We start from the raw sequence: 19,544 nt of genomic DNA on the forward strand, positions 1-19,544 counted from the left end.
AAAAAACAGTTTACAACAGTGGCGAAATTAACTAAAAATCAAAAAAAGGCACATGCTAAAATAGAGGCTGGTAAAGCTTATACTTTGAAGGATGCTGCTGCTTTGGTAAAAGAAATCACTACTACTAAATTCGATGCTTCAGTTGATATTGATGTATCTTTAGGAGTAGATCCGCGTAAAGCCAATCAAATGGTGCGTGGTATTGCTACTTTACCACACGGAACAGGTAAAACTGTACGTGTTTTAGCTTTAGTAACTCCTGATAAGGAAGAAGAAGCGAAAGCAGCTGGCGCAGACTTCGTAGGTTTAGACGAGTATGTAGCTAAAATTGAAGGTGGTTGGACCGATGTAGACATTATTATCACTACACCAGCTTGTATGGCTAAGGTAGGTAAATTGGGCCGTGTTTTAGGTCCAAGGAACTTAATGCCTAACCCAAAATCAGGTACAGTAACTAACGAAGTTGGTAAAGCTGTAACTGAGGTTAAAGCAGGTAAAATTGATTTTAAAGTAGACAAAACGGGTATCATACACGCCTCGATAGGAAAAGTATCATTCCCAGCAGATAAAATTTATGAGAATGCACTTGAGATTATTCAAGTAATTTCTAAATTAAAACCATCTGCTGCAAAAGGAACTTATTTTAAGAGCATTCACGTGTCTTCTACAATGAGTCCTGGGATTGCAATTGAAACAAAATCAGTAGCGGGGATCTAATCATGAACAGAGAAGAAAAAAACGAAGTAGTTTTAGAACTACAAGGACAAATGCAAGAGTTTGGCAATTTTTATATTGCTGATACATCTAGCCTTTCTGTAGAGCAGATCAATAACATCCGCCGCAAATGTTTCGAAGGTGATATCGTAATGAAGGTTGCTAAAAACTCTTTAATCCGCAAAGCGATTGAAGGTTTAGATGGCGATGCTTCTGAGATATACGAAGCGCTTAAAGGTTCATCATCATTATTATTCTCAAAAACAGCAAACGCTCCGGCTAAGTTGATTAAAACTTTGAGAAAAACTTCTGATAAACCTGTGCTTAAAGCAGCATATATAGATTCATCAGTATACGTTGGCGACGATCAATTGAATAACTTAGTAAGCTTAAAATCAAGAGAAGAGCTTATTGGCGATATCATTGGATTATTACAGTCACCAGCTAAAAATGTTCTATCTGCACTTCAATCAGGCGGTAGCAAAATTGCAGGAATTGTTAAAACTCTTCAAGAAAGAGAAGGTTAACGAACACCTTAAGTTCGCAAATTAAACAAAATTATTACACACGTAAATTTTTAAAATCTTAATAAAATGGCAGATTTAAAAGCGTTTGCTGAGCAATTAGTAAACTTAACAGTAAAAGAAGTTAATGAATTAGCTCAAATCTTAAAAGATGAGTATGGTATTGAGCCTGCAGCTGCTGCTGTAGTTGCTGGTCCTGCTGCTGGTGGTGATGCACCTGCTGCTGCTGCAGAAAAAACATCTTTTGATGTAATCTTAAAAGAAGCTGGTGGTCAGAAATTAGCAGTTGTAAAACTTGTTAAAGACTTAACTGGTTTAGGTTTGAAAGAAGCTAAAGACTTAGTAGACGGAGCACCAAAAGAATTAAAAGCTGGTGTTGCTAAAGACGAAGCAGAAGCTCTTAAAAAACAATTAGAAGAAGCTGGAGCAGTAGTTGAGATTAAGTAATCACTTAACTTAGCTAAGCTAAAAATGTATTAGACACCGACTGAAAATGTCGGTGTCTTTACCTGTTTATAAACATCTCATTTTGTTTGGTTAATGAGCCTGTTTAAAATCTGAACCAAACAAATAGTTTATTCTTAAACTAAAATCTTTTAGTCCATTGGCAAAGACAGTCGAACAAAGAGTAAATTTTGCAACTAGTAAGCACATTATAGACTATCCGGATTTTCTGGATGTGCAATTGCAATCATTCAGAGAATTTTTCCAGATAGATACCACATCAGACGATCGCTCAAGCGAAGGTTTGTTTAAAGTGTTTGCTGAAAACTTTCCAATAACAGATTCAAGAAATATCTTCGTATTAGAGTTTCTTGATTATTTTGTTGATCCGCCACGTTACGATATACACGAGTGTATTGAGCGTGGATTAACCTACAATGTTCCATTAAAAGCAAAGCTTAAGCTTTCTTGTAATGATGTAGAACATGAAGATTTTGAAACCATTATCCAGGATGTGTACTTAGGTACTATCCCGTATATGACACCAAAAGGTACGTTTGTTATCAACGGTGCAGAACGTGTTATCGTTTCGCAGTTACACCGTTCTCCAGGAGTGTTCTTCGGCCAAAGCCGTCACACTAACGGAACCAAATTGTACTCTGCACGTGTAATTCCTTTCAAAGGTTCATGGATCGAGTTTGCTACAGACGTTAATAACGTGATGTATGCTTATATCGATCGTAAGAAAAAATTCCCGGTTACCACTTTATTACGTGCTATCGGTTACGATTCTGATAAAGACATCTTGGAACTTTTTGATCTTGCTGACGAAGTAAAAGTTAGTAAATCTGGTTTAAAGAAATATATCGGTCGTAAACTTGCGGCAAGGGTATTGAAAAAATGGGTTGAAGATTTTGTTGATGAAGATACTGGTGAGGTAGTTTCTATTGACCGTAATGAAGTGATTCTTGAAAGAGAAACCGTTTTAGAAGACGAACACATTGATATGGTTATCGAAGCTGGCGTAAAAAGCATCATCTTATCGAAAGAAGATGGCGCAAGTCAGGCTGACTATACCATTATATATAATACATTACAAAAAGATACCTCAAACTCAGAAAAAGAAGCTGTAGAAAACATCTATCGTGCTCTGCGTAACGCAGAACCACCTGATGAGGAAACAGCACGCGGTATCATTGATCGTTTATTCTTTTCAGATAAACGTTATGATTTAGGTGATGTTGGTCGTTACCGCATCAACCGTAAATTAAAAATGAATACGCCTGATGAGGTTAAAGTATTAACAAAAGCAGATATTATTGCGATTGTGAAATACCTGATCAAATTGATCAACTCAAAAGAGGAAGTTGATGATATCGATCACTTGTCTAACCGTCGTGTACGTACGGTAGGTGAGCAATTGTACGCACAATTTGGTGTTGGTTTAGCCCGTATGGCCAGAACTATCCGTGAGCGTATGAACATTCGCGATAACGAGGTATTTACGCCAACTGATTTGATTAACGCCCGTACGTTATCATCTGTTATTAACTCTTTCTTTGGTACCAACCAGTTATCTCAGTTCATGGATCAAACCAATCCATTAGCAGAGATTACACACAAACGCCGTTTATCGGCATTAGGTCCAGGTGGTTTATCACGTGAGCGTGCCGGTTTCGAGGTGCGTGACGTTCACTATACGCACTATGGTCGTTTGTGTACGATTGAAACGCCTGAGGGACCAAACATTGGTTTGATTTCATCACTTTGTGTGCATGCAAAAATCAATAATTTAGGTTTCATTGAAACACCATACAAACGTGTTGAAGATGGTAAAGTAGTTGTAGATTCAGACGTTATTTATTTATCTGCAGAAGATGAAGATGGTAAAACCATTGCTCAGGCTAATGCAGAGTATGATGATAAAGGTGTATTTACAACTCCACGTGTTAAAGCACGTTACGAAGGTGACTTCCCGATTATTGAGCCTGAGAAATTAGACTTAATGGACGTTGCGCCTAACCAGATTACTTCAATTGCTGCTTCGTTAATCCCGTTCTTAGAACATGATGATGCGAACAGGGCGTTGATGGGATCGAACATGCAACGTCAGGCCGTACCATTGTTACGTCCTGAAGCACCAATTGTGGGTACAGGTTTAGAAGGTCGTGTTGCACGTGACTCGAGAACGCTGATCAATGCAGAAGGTGACGGTGTTGTTGAGTATGTTGATGCTAACGAAATTACCATTAAATATGAGCGTAACGAGGATGATCGTTTAGTTTCATTTGAAGGTGATAGCAAAACTTACCGTTTAATTAAATTCAAGAAAACCAACCAGAATACTTGTATCAACCTAAAACCAATCGTTAAGAAAGGTCAGAAAGTGACTAAAGGCCAGGTACTTTGCGAAGGTTATGCAACTGAAAATGGTGAATTGGCATTAGGTAGAAACTTGAAAGTGGCGTTTATGCCTTGGCAGGGTTTCAACTTTGAGGATGCGATTGTAATTAACGAGCGTATTGTTCGTGATGACGTTTTCACTTCATTGCATATTGAAGAGTTTGAATTAGAAGTACGTGATACTAAACGTGGAGAAGAGGAATTAACGCCAGATATCCCGAACGTTTCTGAAGAGGCTACTAAAGACCTTGATGAAAACGGTATTATCCGTATCGGTGCTGATGTAAAAGAAGGTGATATTTTAATTGGTAAGATTACGCCGAAAGGAGAATCTGATCCTTCACCTGAAGAGAAATTACTACGTGCAATTTTTGGTGATAAAGCAGGTGATGTTAAAGATGCGTCTTTAAAAACTCCTCCTTCCATCCAAGGTGTGGTAATTGATACTAAATTATTCAGCCGTGCTAAGAAAACTACAAAAGCTGAGGAAAAATCAGCAATTGAGAAATTAGACAAAGGATATAACAATATCACTGAGAAATTAAAAGCTGAATTAGTTGACAAATTATTCACGATTGTAAACGGAAAAACATCTCAGGGTGTATTTAACATTTACAAAGAATTATTGGTGGCTAAAGGTGCTAAATTTACACAGAAAATTTTAGCAGAGCTTGATTATAACCACATTAGCCCTAACAAATGGACTACTGATGATGATAAAAACGAGCTGATTAAAATGTTGCTTCACAACTACGGTATCCGTGTTAACGAAGAACTTGGTGCTTACAAACGCGATAAATTCGCAATCAGTGTAGGTGATGAGCTTCCATCAGGTATTGTACAAATGGCAAAAGTTTATGTTGCTAAAAAACGTAAATTAAAAGTAGGTGATAAAATGGCAGGTCGCCATGGTAACAAAGGTATTGTAGCACGTATTGTACGTGATGAAGATATGCCTTTCTTAGCTGATGGTAGCCCGGTTGATATTGTGTTGAACCCACTGGGTGTACCTTCACGTATGAACCTTGGTCAGATCTACGAAACCGTATTGGCATGGGCTGGTAAAGAATTGGGTGTTAAATTTGCAACTCCGATTTTTGATGGTGCTACGCACGATGAGGTGGAAGAATGGATCGCTAAAGCAGGTGTTCCTGCTTCAGGAAAAACCTACTTATACAATGGTTTAACAGGTGAGCGTTTCGATCAGACTACAACTGTAGGTATTATCTACATGTTGAAATTAGGTCACATGGTTGATGATAAGATGCACGCCCGTTCAATCGGACCATACTCATTAATTACACAACAACCTTTGGGTGGTAAAGCCCAGTTCGGTGGTCAGCGTTTTGGTGAGATGGAGGTTTGGGCATTAGAGGCATTCGGTGCAGCTAATATTCTTCAGGAGATCTTAACCGTTAAGTCGGATGATGTAATCGGAAGGGCCAAAACTTACGAAGCCATTGTTAAAGGTGAAAACCTACCAACGCCAGGTGTACCAGAATCGTTCAACGTATTGGTACATGAGTTACGCGGATTAGGTTTAGATATTACGTTAGACTAAGTATTAAGTATTAAAGTATCAAGTATCAAGATGGATTTTCTGTCTTGATACCCAATGCTAAGTACTTGCTACTAAAAACAAAAAGATATGTCTTACAAAAAGGATAATAAATTAAAAAGCAATTTCACATCAATCACGATTAGCTTATCGTCTCCAGAAATTATTTTGGAACGTTCGAGCGGTGAGGTGTTGAAACCAGAAACCATTAACTACCGTACTTACAAACCTGAGCGTGATGGTTTGTTCTGTGAGCGTATTTTTGGTCCGGTAAAAGATTACGAATGTCATTGCGGTAAATACAAACGTATCCGTTATAAAGGTATTGTTTGTGATCGTTGTGGTGTTGAAGTAACTGAAAAGAAAGTACGTCGTGAGCGTATGGGGCACATCGCTTTGGTGGTTCCTGTTGCGCACATCTGGTATTTCCGTTCTTTACCAAACAAAATCGGTTATTTATTAGGTTTACCTACTAAAAAATTAGATTTAATTATCTATTACGAGCGTTACGTAGTTATTCAATCAGGTTTAATGGCCGAAGAAGGTATCAACTATATGGACTTCTTAACAGAAGAAGAATATTTAGATATCTTAGATAAATTACCTAAAGAAAACCAATACTTAGACGATAAAGATCCTAATAAATTCATCGCCAAAATGGGTGCTGAAGCATTAGAAGATTTATTAAAACGTATTGATTTAGATACTTTATCTTATGATTTACGTCACCAGGCTGCTAACGAAACTTCTCAACAACGTAAAAATGAGGCTTTAAAACGCCTTCAGGTTGTTGAAGCTTTCCGTGGTGCCAATACACGTATCGAGAATCGCCCTGAGTGGATGATTGTTAAAATCGTTCCGGTTATTCCACCAGAATTACGTCCGTTGGTTCCATTAGAAGGTGGTCGTTTCGCTACTTCCGATTTAAATGATTTATACCGTCGTGTAATTATCCGTAATAACCGTTTAAAACGTTTGATCGAGATTAAAGCACCAGAGGTAATTTTACGTAACGAAAAACGTATGTTACAGGAAGCCGTAGATTCGTTATTCGATAACTCACGTAAAGTTAATGCGGTAAAAACTGAAGGTAACCGTGCTTTAAAATCGCTTTCAGATATTTTGAAAGGTAAACAAGGTCGTTTCCGTCAGAACTTATTAGGTAAACGTGTGGATTATTCAGCTCGTTCGGTAATTGTTGTAGGGCCTAGCCTTAAATTGCACGAGTGCGGTATTCCTAAAGATATGGCTGCTGAGCTTTACAAACCGTTCATTATTCGTAAGATGATTGAGCGTGGTGTAGTAAAAACAGTTAAATCTGCAAAGAAAATTGTTGATAGAAAAGATCCATTAGTTTGGGATATTTTAGAAAATGTATTAAAAGGTCACCCGGTATTATTAAACCGTGCACCTACGCTACACAGATTAGGTATCCAGGCTTTCCAGCCAAAATTAATTGAAGGAAAAGCAATCCAGTTACACCCATTAGTTTGTACCGCATTCAACGCCGATTTTGACGGTGACCAGATGGCAGTGCACTTACCGTTAGGTAACGCAGCAATTTTGGAAGCCCAGGTATTAATGTTGGCGGCACATAACATCTTAAACCCTGCAAACGGTACACCAATTACAGTACCTTCTCAGGATATGGTTTTGGGTCTTTATTACATTACTAAAGGCCGCAGAACAGATGAAACCAGAGTGGTAAAAGGACAGGATTCTGCTTTCTATTCTCCAGAAGAAGTTATTATTGCTTATAACGAAAAGGAATTAGACTTACATGCATTTATCAAAGTAAGGGTAAATGTTAAACAAGCTGATGGTTCTATCGTTAATAAATTAACTGAAACTACTGTAGGTAGAGTATTGTTTAACCAAATGGTTCCAGAAGAGGTTGGTTATATCAATGAATTATTAACCAAAAAATCTTTAAGGGATATTATTGGTGAAGTAGTGAAAATGACTGGTATGGCCCGCGCTTCTCAATTCTTAGATGATATCAAAGAATTAGGTTTCAAAATGGCATTCCAAGGAGGTTTATCGTTCAACTTACAAGACGTAAACATTCCGGTAGAAAAACATACTTTATTAGAACAGGCAGCAGCTGAGGTTGAAGAGGTAAGAAACAACTATAACATGGGTTTCATTACCAACAATGAGCGTTACAACCAGATTATCGATATCTGGACCCGTATTAACAACAGGTTAACTACTTTCGTTATGACTCAGTTATCTTCAGATAACCAAGGTTTTAACTCGGTTTACATGATGCTTGATTCAGGTGCACGTGGATCTAAAGAGCAGATTCGTCAGCTTTGCGGAATGCGTGGTTTGATGGCGAAACCTCAAAAATCAGGTTCAGGTGGCGATATCATTGAAAACCCGATCTTATCAAACTTTAAAGAAGGTTTATCGGTATTAGAGTACTTTATCTCTACTCACGGTGCGCGTAAAGGTTTGGCGGATACGGCGTTAAAAACGGCGGATGCGGGTTACTTAACCCGTCGTTTACATGATGTGGCACAAGATATGATTGTTAACGATAACGATTGTGGTACCTTAAGAGGTATGTATACCACTGCGTTAAAAGATAACGAAGATATTGTTGAACCATTATACGATAGGATTTTAGGTCGTACTTCATTACATGATGTGTACAATCCATTGGATAACACTTTATTGGTAGGTGCGGGCGAAGATATTAACGAAGATGTAGCTAAATTGATCGAAGAATCTCCATTAGAAGGTATCGAGATCCGTTCGGTATTAACTTGCGAATCTAAACGTGGTGTTTGTGCATTATGTTATGGCCGTAACTTAGCATCTGGCAAACGTGTTCAAAGAGGTGAGGCAGTTGGTGTAATTGCAGCACAATCAATCGGTGAGCCGGGTACACAGTTAACACTTCGTACTTTCCACGTGGGTGGTACTGCATCAAACATTGCTGCAGAATCTAACATTGTAGCTAAGTTTGATGGTGTTGTTGAGTTCGAAAATATCCGTACAGTAGATACACAAACCGAAGATGGTACAGTACAGGTTGTATTAGGCCGTTCAGGTGAGTTTAGAATTGTTGAGCCAGGAAGCGGTAGAGTGATCGTAACCAACAACATTCCGTACGGAGCTTTCTTATTCGTTAAAGAAGGCGATAAAGTAACTAAAGGCGATAAAATTTGTTCTTGGGATCCGTACAACGCGGTTATCCTCTCAGAGTTTGCTGGTAAAGCACAATTCGATGCCATTATTGATGGTGTAACTTACCGTGAAGAATCTGATGAGCAAACTGGTCACCGCGAAAAAGTAATTATCGATACCCGTGATAAAACGAAAAACCCTTCAGTTCAGATTGTTGACAAAAAAGGCGAGTTTATCAAAGGTTATAACATCCCGGTAGGTGCTCACGTTTCAGTTGATGAAGGTGAAACAATCCAAACAGGCCAGATTATTGCTAAAATTCCTCGTGCAACTGGTAAAACCCGAGATATTACGGGTGGTTTACCTCGTGTAACTGAATTATTTGAAGCGCGTAACCCATCTAACCCAGCTGTAGTAACCGAAATAGATGGTGTGGTAACTTTAGGTGGTGTTAAACGTGGTAACCGTGAAATCACAATCGAATCTAAAGATGGTGAAGTTAAAAAATACCTTGTTCCATTGTCGAAACACATCCTTGTACAGGATAATGACTTTGTGAAAGCAGGTATGCCATTATCTGATGGTTCAATTTCTCCTGCTGATATCCTTGCAATTAAAGGACCTGCTGCAGTTCAGGAATACTTAGTAAATGGTATTCAAGAGGTTTACCGTTTGCAAGGTGTGAAAATTAATGATAAACACTTCGAGGTGATTGTTCACCAGATGATGCAGAAAGTTCACATCGAAGATCCGGGAGATACTATTTTCTTAGAAAACAATGCAGTAGATCGTTGGGACTTCTCAGAAGAAAATGATGCCATGTACGACAAGAAAGTTGTTGAAGACGCAGGCGATTCGACTGAATTCAAACCAGGTCAGATTGTTTCATTACGTAAATTAAGAGACGAAAATTCTCAGTTAAAACGTAAAGATTTAAAACAGATCACGGTGAGAGATGCAAGACCAGCAACTGCGAGTTCTATCTTACAAGGTATTACACGTGCATCATTAGGTACTAAATCGTTCATTTCTGCGGCTTCGTTCCAGGAAACTACGAAAGTATTAAATGAGGCAGCAATTGCAGGTAAACGCGATAATATGTTAGGCTTGAAAGAAAACGTGATCGTAGGTCACTTAATCCCTTCAGGTACTGGTGTACGTGGTTATGAAAGAATCATTGTTGGTTCTCAAGAAGAATACGATAAATTATTAGCTTCGAAACAAGAAGAAGTAGAAGCTTAATATTTTTGATATTTTGTTTTAAACTCCCTCACCAAGTGAGGGAGTTTTTTGTTTGGAATAGATTTTGTAACTTTAATAAAAAAATAAGTACATGAGTGTTACAGAAATTCAACTTTTTCAGATCTTAAAAGCTAAGCTGGGCGAACAAGAAGCAGAGCAGTTGGTTTCTTTTGTCAAAGCCGAGGTTAAATCTGAATTTGATAATAAACGTGAGATTTTAGCTACCAAAGAAGATATAGCCAATATGCAAAAAACAATATATGTAGTAGGGTTAATTCAATTTCTAGCGATTATTGGATCGGTGATAGGGATTGTAAATTTTATGATTAAATAGGTTATTTAAATAAGTTCTAATATTATATTCTAAATTCCGCCATTAAGCAGCGGAATTTTTTATTTTTGAACTATTATGGAAGAACAACAAAACGAGAATCAATTAAATATAGAGTTATCTGAAGAAATTGCTGAAGGAATTTTTTCTAATCTGGCTATTATTACCCATTCAAATACCGAATTTGTATTGGATTTTATCCGTGTAATGCCGGGTATACCGAAAGCAAAAGTTAAATCGAGGATTATTTTAACACCTGAGCACGCAAAGCGTTTATTATCAGCATTAGAAGATAATATCCAAAAATTCGAAGCCGTAAACGGACGTATTAAAACTCAAGAAGAACCACCTTTTCCTATGGGCTTCGGTGGACCAACTGCACAGGCGTAAGACAATCAAAATTCTTACGAACAAATACTTGTATACTATGTTAGCATAGTATATATTTGTGTATAACCATTTATAGATGAAAAAAATTTTATTTAGCGTATTACTTTCTGCCCCACTTTGGGTTTTGGGGCAGGGTTTCCAGGTTAATTTACAAGGTCAGAAGCAAATTGGTATGGCAGGTGCAGGTTCTGCATTGGCTTTAGATGAGGCTTCTGTATTTTACAATCCTGGTGCAGTAACTTTCTTAGAGAAAAACTCAGTTTCAGCAGGAGTAAACCCATTATTGTTTAAATCAGCTTTCAAACAAAGCGGTTCTAACATCACAGAAAATGTAAAGAACAAAATTGCACCACCTTTCGAGTTTTATGCCGTTTGGGGGCCAAAATCTAATAAATGGAAGCTCGGTTTGGGGGTATATAGTCCATTTGGAGGGTTGGTAGATTGGGGCGATAACTGGTCTGGTAAGTATGCTTTAACCTCATTAAATTTAAAAGCAATCTATTTTCAACCTACTTTAAGTATTAAAATTACCGATCGAATTGGTATAGGTGCTGGTTTTGTATACAACCATGGGGATGTAAACCTTCAAAGAGCATTACCGGTAAATTATCCTGACGGTCGCTCTGGCCATGTTACCTTAGATGGTACGGGTAAAGGTTACGGATGGAATGCAGGTTTATACATTAAAACCTTAAGCAATATATCTTTTGCCCTGGTTCATAAATCAAAAGTAATTACCAAACTGGATGGGGGTACTGCAGACTTTACAGTTCCACAATCATTAGCAGGATCTTTTCCTCCAGGCAATACCTTTAGCGCAGAACTGCCTTTGCCTGCAACGACTAGTTTAGGTGTAGGTATTCCATTATCAAAAAGTACAGTTTTAGCATTTGATGCGAGTTGGGTACAGTGGCATATTTATAAGGATTTATCTTTTGATTATGCAACCAATACTCCTGCACTTGTAGATACAAAATCTGCTCGCAATTACCATGATGGTTCATCATTTAAATTAGGTATTAATCATCAGGCATCAGAAAAATTAGCTTTAAGAGCAGGTGTAGGCTATGCTTTCTCGCCGGTACAGGATGGTTATGTAACACCAGAGGCACCAGATGCAGACCGTTATATTTTAAGTGCCGGTTTAGGTTATGCGCCTACCCGCCATTTCGAAGTTAACGCATCGTTCTTTTTTGAGGATGTTAAATCGCGTAAACAAAAGAATATTGAAACAGGCCTTGATGGTACCTTTAAAACACTGGTTTATGCACCGGGTATTTCATTAACTTATAAATGGTAGGAGGAATTTAAATGAAAAGATATATATTGAATAGTTTCGTTGCTGCTATCATCCTTTTTGCAGCAGCTTGTAAACCCGAAATAGAAACCCCAGCGGGTACTACTGCCGGGCAGGCTAATTTTAGCAAGTACATCGCTGTAGGAAACTCATTAACCTCAGGCTTTGCCGACGGAGGCTTATATTTAGAAGGCCAAAAAGTTGCTTATCCAAACTTGATTGCTGCTAAAATGGCTTCAGTTGGTGGCGGTGCTTTTACTTCTCCGTTTTTTACTGATGAGCATTCAAATGGTTCAGGTTATCTTACCTTATCTGCACTGGTTAATGGTACGCCAACCTTAACACAAGTAACTGATAAATTAGCGTATAGAGATGCCGCCAAACATTTAGATAAATACAGTGGCGAAATCCAAAATTTGGGTATCCCGGGCATGCGTGTCGATTTATCTTTCGATCCATCGCTTACTTTTAGTGCCGCAAATCCGTATTTTGAACGTTTATTAACTGATGCACAAGTGGGTAAAACCAATTATTTTCAGTTTATACAAGGCAGAAACCATACTTTTTTCTCACTTTGGTTAGGAAATAATGATGTATTGGGTTATGCAACTAATGGTGCAGTTACCGTTACCGGCGATCCAACCACTGTTTTAACAGATAAAGTAACATTTTCATCATTGTATGCTAATTTGTTAAATGCTTTAACTGCTGGTGGTCAAAAAGGTATTGTAGCAACCATTCCAGATGTAACAGCTATTCCGTATTTTAATACTGTTAAACCATCTTTGCTGCTTGCTGCAGCACGGGCAGCTAATCCAGCTGCTCAGGCAGTATTCATTCAAACTGGTACAGGAGCGGTAAGAGCCGCAACTGATGAAGATTTAATCCGTTTGCCTTTCCAATCAGCTGGTTTGTTTGGTCAAGGTGCGATTCCTTATGGTTTACACCCCTTAAATCCAATCGAAAATAAATGGGTATTAGATAAGGATGAAGTAATTAAAGTAAAAGACTATGTAAACAGCTACAATAGCAGTATTAAATCTTTAGCTACCAGTAAAGGCTTGGCGATTGCAGATACCTATAGTTATTTTAACCAGGTTGCTAGTATTGATGGTATCAATGTGCAAGGTATTACTTTAAAGGCAGCTTTTATTAGCGGTGGCGCATTCTCTTTAGACGGGATTCACTTAACCCCACGCGGAAATGCGGTAATTGCCAATGTATTTATCGATGCAATTAATGCTAAGTATGGCTCTACCGTACCTTCTGTTGATATTACACAATATAGAGGGGTAAAATTCCCTGACAAATAAATCTTTTAACTGACAAATAAAAAAAGAGCATAAATGCTCTTTTTTTATTTGTCAGTTATTTTGTCTTCTATAAAGTTTATAATTTCTGCACTTTGATGGGGTTCAAACCATACTAATTCGTCATCTCTCCTAAACCAGGTTAATTGGCGCTTAGCAAAACGGCGGGTATTTTGTTTAATTGAAGCAATGGCATCTACAAGAGATGATTTTCCGTCTAGGTAATCAAAAAGCTCACTGTAACCTACTGTGTTTAAAGCATTGTATTTTTTAAATGGAATTAGCGATTTTACTTCATCAACTAAACCATCGGCAATCATTTGATCAACTCTTCTGTTAATTCGGTCATAAAGAACGGCTCTATCGGTATTTAAGCCGATTTTAATGATGTTAAACGGTCTTTCCTTTTTTGTGGCAGAAAGCATAGAGGAAAGTTTTTGACCTGTTGATAAGAATACCTCCAAACCCCTGATCATTCTCTGTGGATTTTGCTGATCTACTTTTGCAAAATATTCTGGATCTAATTCGGACAGTTGATTCTGTATAACAGTTAGGCCTTCTTCTTCAAATTGTTTATTCAGCCTTTCACGTATCGCTAAATCAATATCTGGCATTTCATCCAAGCCATTTATTAAAGCGTTTACATATAATCCGGAGCCCCCCACCATAATAGCGAGATCGTGGTTTTGGAAAATTTCTTCAAGTATTTTTAAACCTTCTACTTCAAAATCGCCTGTGCTAAACAATTGTGAAACAGCGTGAGAGTTAATAAAGTGATGTTTAGCCGCCGCTAATTCAGCAGCATTTGGTTTTGCCGTTCCGATTTCCATTTCCTTAAAAAACTGACGTGAATCTGCAGAAATAATTTCTGTACCAAAATGTTGAGCCAGTTGAATAGCCAGGGCTGTTTTGCCAATAGCAGTAGGGCCAACAATGGATATTAAGGTTTTTGGGTGGGGCATAAAGTTTTTATAAAATAAAAGCTGCCAAATTTAAATATTTGGCAGCTTTTTGCATTTATTATTTTGATGCTAACTAATAGTCATCTTTATGGCTATCATCTTCGAAGTTATCGCTATCAGAAAATTCATCTCCGAATTCGTCTTCTTCACTTTCTTCATCTTCGTCTCTTTCTTCAGCATTAATGCCCATTTCGCCCATGGCTTCTAACTCGTCGGTATCTTCTGGCACAAAGTTCATTTCATTTAAGAAATCAAATTCGCTGGCAGTGGCAACTGTACCTCTCGGATCGACAGATTGTGGACTGTTCTGCTCCATTATTTTTGGTGCCTCGCCAGTACTTTTGGCTAAAAACGGGTATTCGATATTAGGATCGGCATCTAAAATTATTTTGACCAGCTCTACATGGAAATCATAAGGGCGATCGAAATTATAGATATAGTAAAACTTTTGATGAGGATCTTCAATAAAACCGCTCAACTTAGAATTCTCCATTAAAACTACACGGTCTTTTTTACGTTCGTTTGGTAAATAGGCAATTTCATCACCTTTTAACCAATTATCGGTGCTTACATAAAAAGAGGAAGATTTTTCGGCATTATAACCCGTAGATCTGTGAATAGCCTTATGCAGGTCTTCAAATGTTTGGTTTGATTTAATGTCGATCTCTCTCACAACATCATCAAAATCTTCGAAAGTAATTCTAAATTTATAAATAGCCATTATAGTGTTTTGGAACCGTAAAAATAAAGTTAATTTATAATTACCACAATATCGGGCAGCATAAAAGACATCCTAATTGTAGTGTTTTAGCAATTAAATTATTTATTAACAGGATTTAATCCCATTTGTTTTGCCTGTTCTAGCATAAAATTAAACGCTTCCTGATAGTCGTTCGTAATCTCACCTTCCAATATGGCCTCACGGATGGCATTTTTAATTATGCCAACTTCTCTTCCTGCTTCAAGACCAAAAGTTTCCATAATATCATTTCCTGAAATAGGAGGTTGCCAGTTTCTAATTTTATCGCGTTCTTCCACATCCTTAAGCTTTTGCTTAACCAGCTCAAAGTTATTTCTGTATTTTGTTTTTTTGTATTCGTTTTTCGTTGTTACATCGGCATTGCAGAGTAACATCAGGCTTTCAATTTCCTCTCCGGCGTCAAAAAGTAGTCGCCTTACAGCAGAATCTGTAACGGTTTCCTGTGCCAGAACAATCGGACGTAAATGAAGCTGCACCAATTTTTGCACATACTTCATCTTTTCGTTTAAAGGAAGTTTTAGCTGTGTAAATATTTTGGGAACCATTCTGGCGCCTCTATCTTCATGGCCGTGGAATGTCCAGCCATGGCCTTCTTCAAAACGTTTGGTAGCAGGTTTGGCAATATCGTGTAAAATAGCAGCCCAGCGCAACCATAAATCATCCGTATCAGCACAAATATTATCCAATACTTCTAAAGTATGGTAGAAATTGTCTTTATGGCCTTTTCCTTTAATAATTTCCACGCCATAGAGCTGTGCCATTTGAGGGAAAATAATATGTAATAACCCGGTATCAAAAAGGTGTTTAAAGCCTATTGAAGGTTTTTTAGAGAGAATAATTTTATTCATCTCATCTGTGATCCGTTCTTTTGAAACAATACTGATACGCTGTTTTTGTGTTTTAATGGCATTCAGAGCAGCCGGATCGATATTAAAATTAAGCTGAGAGGCAAAGCGGATTGCCCTCATCATGCGCAAAGGATCGTCAGAAAAAGTAATTTCAGGATCAAGTGGCGTACGGATGAGCTTATTTTCCAGGTCTTTAATCCCGTCAAATGGATCTAGTAGTTCACCAAAATGATCAGCATTTAAATTGATGGCTAAGGCATTGATGGTAAAATCTCTGCGCAGTTGGTCATCTGCTAAAGTGCCATCCTCAACAATGGGTTTACGTGAATCAGAGCGATAAGATTCTTTCCTGGCACCTACAAACTCAACTTCTAAATCCTGAAATTTAATATTTGCTGTACCGAAATTTTTAAAAACAGCAACTTTAGTGTTCAGTTTTCTGCCAACAGCTTCAGCATATGTTATTCCACTGCCTACAACAACCACATCAATATCTTTTGAAGGGCGATCTAAAAATAAATCGCGAACAAATCCTCCGATTACATACGCTTCAGTTTTATTCTTATCGGCGATTAATGATAAGGTTTTAAATATTGGGTTTTGTAGGTGTTGTTGCATAAAAATTGTTTCGTCGTGCTGAATTTATCTTACAAGTAAAAATAGTGTTTTCAATTGCCTTGTAGCTACTACGTGGTCAGCATCTATTAAGACCCTGAAATAAATTACCTTCGGTGAGCTCGCTAAGGCTCGGTTGAGGGTGACGAATTACTTAATGATGCGAAATTAATAAAAACTATTGAAGCTTACTTCCTAATAAACTCAAATTGTCCACCGGGAGAAAGTTTCATAATGGTTGATGGCTTTCTGCTGGTTTTATTTTCTTGTTCGAAATCTATTACATAATCAACGGCATTGATGATTTCAGGATCGATATCGTCAAAGAATTTTGGCGATGGTTGTCCGCTTAAATTTGCAGAGGTTGAAACAATAGGTTTTCTAAAACGTTGGATTAATGGTGTGCAAAAATCGTGTTTAACAATTCTGATACCCACGCTTCCATCAGCATTGATTACATTTTGGGCTAAGTTTTTTGCTCCAGAAAAAATAATGGTTAATGGATTTTCTGCGTATTCAATTAAATCGTAAGCTACATCGGGGATTTCAGTTACGTAACTCTGCAGTTTGCTATCTACATCCAACAATACAATCAGGCTCTTTTCGGCAGGACGATTTTTTATTTTTAGTACTTTATCTACTGCTTCTGGATTTGTAGCATCGCAACCTATTCCCCAAATGGTATCGGTAGGATACAGAATAACCCCGCCGGATTTCAAAACTTCTAAAGCCTTATTAATTTCATCTCTAAGCATGCAGCAAAGGTATTTATAAATAGGAAGTTAAATTATGTTAATGTTTATTTTTTTTAACGCTACAATATTTAGTTTTGTTGCTATTCTAGATTACAATCTTAGGCTGGTTCTATAGAAATCAAATGGATTTGTAAAATTTATATCAGTGCTAACCTTTTCATTATAAAATTGTTATATTTAATATAGGTTATTTACAAAAGCAACGCAAATGAAAACGACACAAAAATTATTAATGCTTTTTACAGTGGTATTGGCATTAGCAGGATGTACAACACTCCGTACCGCATCTGACCATGATAAAAATGTTGATCTAAGTGGTTATAAAACTTACAATTTTTACGATAAAGGCATAGCGAGGGTTAAACTTAATAATCTGGATAAACGCAGATTAATAGCAGCTGTTGAATCTGAAATGAACGCTAAAGGATTTACCAAATCAGATCGCCCAGATTTATTAGTGAACCTGGTGGTGGTTGCCCGGGAAAAAACCGATGTATATGGCCCAGGTTATTATGGTGGCTGGGGTTGGGGCTGGCGTGGCGGATGGGGAAATCCATTCTGGGGCGGTGGAACCTATGTAAACCAATATATCGAAGGCACAATTATTATCGATTTCTTAGATCCTGCTAAAAAGATTTTATTCTGGCACGGGCAAGGATCTGGTTTTAATCTCGATAGTTTCAATAAAAGAGAACAACGTTTATATACAGGCGTAAAAGAAATATTGGCACAATATCCACCAACAGTTACAGCAGCTAGATAAGTTGTAAATATTAATTAAGATAACAGAAGGGTTGTTGAATTTTTAAATAAATTCCAACCCTTTTTTCGTGTTTTGTGTACAGCTTATTCGAACTTAAACCTGACATTCGCGGAAAGCCCGCAATCTGATCCTTAATCGGATGAGGACTTGTCGGCGTTGGCAAGACTAACGTTTAATAGTAGCAATAACCTTGCTTTTCAAATATAAAAACTCAATTTCTGCAGATTGATCCTAAAAATATTTCATTATCCTTTAAACTAAGAACCTATAGACATACCAAAAGGATACCTTTTTAGAGAGATAGATAGCAATCCATTAATTGCTGAGTAACGATAGGGCCATTGAACTTTTGAACAAATTCCAGCCCTTTTTCTTTCATCTCTTTTTGCAGCTGAGGGTTTTCTAGAATTTGATTAATGGCTTTTGTAAATCCAGCGACATCATTTGGCGAAACATATAAGCTATTTGGTCCACCTGCTTCTTCTAAGCATGAACCTGTTGCCGCAACAACCGGAACACCTGAATACAAAGCTTCAATAATAGGAATACCAAAACCCTCGTAAAAGGAAGGGTAAACAAAAACACTTGCCATTTGATAAATGCCTGGTAAATCGGCAAAAGGAATGTTTTTTAGGAATAGAATCCTGTTTTTAAGGCCAAGTTTTTCTATTTCCTTTTCAACAGTTTTAAAATAAGGCGTTTGCTTGCCTATTACCACTAATTTATATTCTTCGTTTACTTGTTTTAAAGCTTGAACGGCCAATTTTAGATTTTTACGTTCTTCAATGGTGCCAACGTTTAGGATGTATTTTTCAGGCAGTTTATAAGTTGCCTTAATGCGGCTTAAGTTTTCTTTAGCAAAAGGCGTTTTAAAACTGTCATCACAGCTTTGGTAAATGACCTCAATCTTTTCGGGGTTAATTCCATATAGATCAATGATATCTTCCTTTGTTTTTTCGCTGATGGCGATAATCTTATTGGCCCGTTTGCAAGCAGATTTGCTTTTCCATTCGTATAATTTCCGGTCGATAAATTTATAATACTGAGGAAAGCGAAGAAAAATTAAATCATGAATGGTAACGATAGATTTAATCCTTGTATGCTGTATGGCTAATGGAATTTCATGACTGAGCCCATGAAAAATCTGACAGTCATCCTGGCTTAAATCTTTTAAGATGTTTAGAGTCCTCCATAAAAATGGTCCATTTTTAGGAAGTTTCAGCTCAATGTTTTCATTTTCAAAAAAAGCATTAATCTGTCTGGAAGACTTTACTTTTGGAGCATACACCAAGTACTGGTGTTGAGGAAACTGATATGCCAAATGCTCAATTAAAGAACGGCTGTAATTACCCAGTCCTGTTAAGTTATTGGCGGCACGCTTGCCATCGTATCCAATTTTAAGCGAAAAGCTTAAAGCCGAAAGACTAAAGCTTGATTGCTCAAGTTCAATACTTTCGGCTTTTTGAGTATGAGTTTTGCTTTCAGCTTTCACC

Annotated in this window: 15 protein-coding genes; 10 read left to right on the forward strand and 5 right to left on the reverse strand. The window is 37.5% G+C overall.

The genetic code is table 11. The features are described 5' to 3' along the window. Positions 1 to 18 precede the first annotated feature (18 nt). The 9 genes from rplA (at position 19) to HDC90_RS20185 (ending at position 13,351) form a co-directional block, all read left to right on the forward strand. A complete protein-coding gene (gene rplA, locus HDC90_RS20145) occupies positions 19 to 717 on the forward strand; it encodes a 50S ribosomal protein L1 (protein ID WP_025143259.1) in 699 nt (232 codons plus the stop codon). A 2-nt stretch (positions 718 to 719) separates the two neighbouring features. Further along, a complete protein-coding gene (gene rplJ, locus HDC90_RS20150; protein WP_010601096.1) occupies positions 720 to 1,241 on the forward strand; it encodes a 50S ribosomal protein L10 in 522 nt (173 codons plus the stop codon). A gap of 66 nt (positions 1,242 to 1,307) precedes the next feature. After that, complete coding sequence (rplL, locus tag HDC90_RS20155) at positions 1,308 to 1,685, forward strand: 50S ribosomal protein L7/L12 (protein WP_010601097.1); 378 nt, start codon at positions 1,308 to 1,310, stop codon at positions 1,683 to 1,685. A gap of 157 nt (positions 1,686 to 1,842) precedes the next feature. Further along, positions 1,843 to 5,646 (forward strand): DNA-directed RNA polymerase subunit beta, encoded by a 3,804-nt coding sequence (rpoB, locus tag HDC90_RS20160; RefSeq protein WP_184469585.1) that lies wholly within the window; start codon positions 1,843 to 1,845, stop codon positions 5,644 to 5,646. Between the two features lie 87 nt (positions 5,647 to 5,733). Beyond that, positions 5,734 to 10,020, forward strand: a complete 4,287-nt coding sequence (rpoC, locus tag HDC90_RS20165; RefSeq protein WP_167293279.1) for a DNA-directed RNA polymerase subunit beta' — start codon at positions 5,734 to 5,736, stop codon at positions 10,018 to 10,020. A 91-nt stretch (positions 10,021 to 10,111) separates the two neighbouring features. Continuing rightward, positions 10,112 to 10,354, forward strand: a complete 243-nt coding sequence (locus tag HDC90_RS20170) for a hypothetical protein (protein WP_184469587.1) — start codon at positions 10,112 to 10,114, stop codon at positions 10,352 to 10,354. 75 nt (positions 10,355 to 10,429) lie between these two features. Next, positions 10,430 to 10,741, forward strand: a complete 312-nt coding sequence (locus HDC90_RS20175; RefSeq protein WP_029279713.1) for a DUF3467 domain-containing protein — start codon at positions 10,430 to 10,432, stop codon at positions 10,739 to 10,741. Between the two features lie 76 nt (positions 10,742 to 10,817). Further along, complete coding sequence (locus tag HDC90_RS20180; protein WP_184469589.1) at positions 10,818 to 12,041, forward strand: OmpP1/FadL family transporter; 1,224 nt, start codon at positions 10,818 to 10,820, stop codon at positions 12,039 to 12,041. An 11-nt stretch (positions 12,042 to 12,052) separates the two neighbouring features. Beyond that, entirely contained in the window at positions 12,053 to 13,351 is a 1,299-nt protein-coding gene (locus HDC90_RS20185; RefSeq protein ID WP_184469591.1) for an SGNH/GDSL hydrolase family protein, read from the forward strand. Between the two features lie 44 nt (positions 13,352 to 13,395). Here HDC90_RS20185 and miaA read toward each other — a convergent pair whose 3' ends face one another. The 4 genes from miaA to HDC90_RS20205 all read right to left on the reverse strand — a co-directional run bounded on the left by miaA (position 13,396) and on the right by HDC90_RS20205 (position 17,288). Next, on the reverse strand, positions 13,396 to 14,310 hold the full coding sequence (gene miaA, locus HDC90_RS20190; protein WP_184469593.1) for a tRNA (adenosine(37)-N6)-dimethylallyltransferase MiaA: 915 nt from the start codon (positions 14,308 to 14,310) through the stop codon (positions 13,396 to 13,398). Between the two features lie 73 nt (positions 14,311 to 14,383). Next, the gene (locus tag HDC90_RS20195; RefSeq protein ID WP_184469595.1) at positions 14,384 to 15,031 is read right to left on the reverse strand and encodes a hypothetical protein; all 648 of its coding nucleotides are present in this window, start codon (positions 15,029 to 15,031) and stop codon (positions 14,384 to 14,386) included. A 98-nt stretch (positions 15,032 to 15,129) separates the two neighbouring features. Continuing rightward, entirely contained in the window at positions 15,130 to 16,536 is a 1,407-nt protein-coding gene (locus tag HDC90_RS20200) for a CCA tRNA nucleotidyltransferase (protein ID WP_184469596.1), read from the reverse strand. 185 nt (positions 16,537 to 16,721) lie between these two features. Continuing rightward, positions 16,722 to 17,288 (reverse strand): L-threonylcarbamoyladenylate synthase, encoded by a 567-nt coding sequence (locus HDC90_RS20205; protein WP_184469598.1) that lies wholly within the window; start codon positions 17,286 to 17,288, stop codon positions 16,722 to 16,724. A gap of 208 nt (positions 17,289 to 17,496) precedes the next feature. On the opposite strand from HDC90_RS20205, the gene HDC90_RS20210 reads away from it, so the two are divergent. Beyond that, positions 17,497 to 18,051, forward strand: coding sequence for a DUF4136 domain-containing protein (locus HDC90_RS20210; RefSeq protein ID WP_184469600.1), 555 nt, complete (start codon positions 17,497 to 17,499; stop codon positions 18,049 to 18,051). Positions 18,052 to 18,343: 292 nt separating this feature from the next. Here the strand turns inward: HDC90_RS20210 and HDC90_RS20215 are convergent, their stop codons facing one another. Then, complete coding sequence (locus HDC90_RS20215; protein ID WP_184469602.1) at positions 18,344 to 19,543, reverse strand: glycosyltransferase family 1 protein; 1,200 nt, start codon at positions 19,541 to 19,543, stop codon at positions 18,344 to 18,346. Position 19,544: the final 1 nt, after the last annotated feature.

Source organism: Pedobacter sp. AK013 (genome assembly GCF_014205835.1).
Lineage (GTDB): Bacteria > Bacteroidota > Bacteroidia > Sphingobacteriales > Sphingobacteriaceae > Pedobacter.